This is a genomic window from Microcystis sp. M49636_WE2 (genome assembly GCF_030065375.1).
Taxonomy (GTDB): Bacteria; Cyanobacteriota; Cyanobacteriia; order Cyanobacteriales; family Microcystaceae; genus Microcystis; species Microcystis aeruginosa_C.
The window spans coordinates 1-1,759 of sequence record NZ_JASJFG010000483.1 but is presented as its reverse complement, the minus strand read 5'-3'; the positions used below and the strand labels follow the sequence as shown (position 1 = coordinate 1,759).

At 46.8% G+C, this 1,759-nt stretch carries 2 protein-coding genes; both read right to left on the bottom strand.

Going from position 1 to position 1,759, the window contains the following annotated elements:
* Window positions 1-246, bottom strand: a 246-nt coding sequence (locus PX484_RS11380) for a pyruvate kinase (protein WP_288103883.1), incomplete at its 3' end; no start/stop codon positions are given.
* Window positions 247-402: 156 nt separating this feature from the next.
* Window positions 403-1,759 (bottom strand): iron uptake porin (locus PX484_RS11375; protein ID WP_288103881.1); only part of this gene is annotated, 1,357 nt, incomplete at its 5' end.

The following is a 1,759-nucleotide window of genomic DNA, read 5'->3' as shown; positions in this document are numbered from 1 at the left end:
TTTACCTAAACGAATTTTTGGCCCCTGTAGATCCTGAAGGATGCCAATCGGTTGATTGAGTTCAAAGGCTAACTGACGGATCAGGTTAATGCTGTGACGATGGTAATCGTGATCGCCATGGGAAAAGTTTAATCTAAATGTTGTCGCCCCCGCCTTGATCATCTGACGTAATGTTTCCTTATTTTGCGAGGCCGGGCCAATCGTGGCCACAATTTTAGTGCGACGGGGGAAAGACAGAGAGTGCATAGATAAGCAACTAAATAGGCTAAGTAAATATAGCAGCGTTTGGGACGCTCCGATCATCTTCTCATAAATGGTTATACCCAGTGAAAAGTTAAAAGTAAAAAAACGGTGAGATTTATAAATCCCACCGTTCTTATTTATCGACTTCGTCAACTCAGCTTAGAAACGGAAAGTTGTCCGGATGACACCGACCAAAATGGCGTTACCTTCGTTGTTACCGTTGAAGACCGCATAGGCACCGGGGGTAATCAGGATGTTTTTGGTGACTGGGAACTTATACTGAGCTTCTACCATGTAAGAGGTTCTGCTTTCTTTATCGGAACGGGGTACTTGACCACCACCTAAAGAGAATGCCGCACCTTCCGCAAAGAGGTCGAGGACAGAAAGATTAAGGTTCCAAGACCAGATATCGGCGGTATTATCTCCGATCGCACCATTAGCTCCTGTGGCCTTGGCATCGGCATAACCAGCCCATGCCCCTATATTTAAGACTCCAGGGATAACTTGGGCACTACCCTGTAAACCAAAACGGTTAGCTACAGTGGGAACGTTACCGAAGGGACGCTCAGTCAGAGGGCTGCTGACGTTACCGAATAAACCAGAACTAATATCAGCCGCGGTTTGATAACTGCGAACGTAGATGAAGTTAATATCGGCAAATTTGATGAAGGAGAAACCTACTTGCGCGCCAGCACTGTAGGAACCATTGAACAAACCTTTACCCGGTTCAGGACTGGAGGCACCACTACCGGCCAGATAAGCCCCTGTAACTTGGAAAATATCGCCGACCTTGAATCGAACCCCTGCACCCGTCCCAGAAGGACCCCGGAAGACGATGTTATTGTAGCGTTGACCGCGAGATAAAGCACCCGTACCGCTATCGGAGAGGAAGGGGTTAGCAGTGATGAAAACGTCATCAAGGTTTAACTGGTTAGCACCAACCCAAACGGTGATGTTACCGAAGGGAGTGCCGATGGGAGCGCGGTAGAACAAGTCATCGATGGTTACATCGTTGTCACGACCGTCATCATATGCCAGACGGGTCATGTTGGTTCTCGTCGGACCACTTTGGTTGAAAGTGTTGTTAAAGTTACCTGCTTGTAAACGGGTTCTTAACAAATCTTTACCAGTGAAGCTGGTTTCAAAGTTGAGACGAACCCGATTATTAAATACTGTTTGACTTTGATCTTGATTGCTGGCGCCAGTTACCGTACCGTTGGTATTTCTAATGGCAGCTCGACCACCCCAGCTATCGGCGACACTGAAGATTACCTCACCTCTGAGTTTGGTGGTGGTGGAAAATTGATTGTTTTCCAAGAAAGCAACGCGCTGTTCCAGGTTATCTACTCTAGCCCCTAAAGCCGCTAGTTCGGTCTCAAATTCTTGAACAAGACGTTTTAATTTATCGATATCTTCTCTGAGTACACCGACACCATCTTGAATTAAACGTTCCATGACGTTTAAACAAGCGTTTAAACCTGCGGCAAATTCCCAACGAGTGGTGGCGCGATCACCA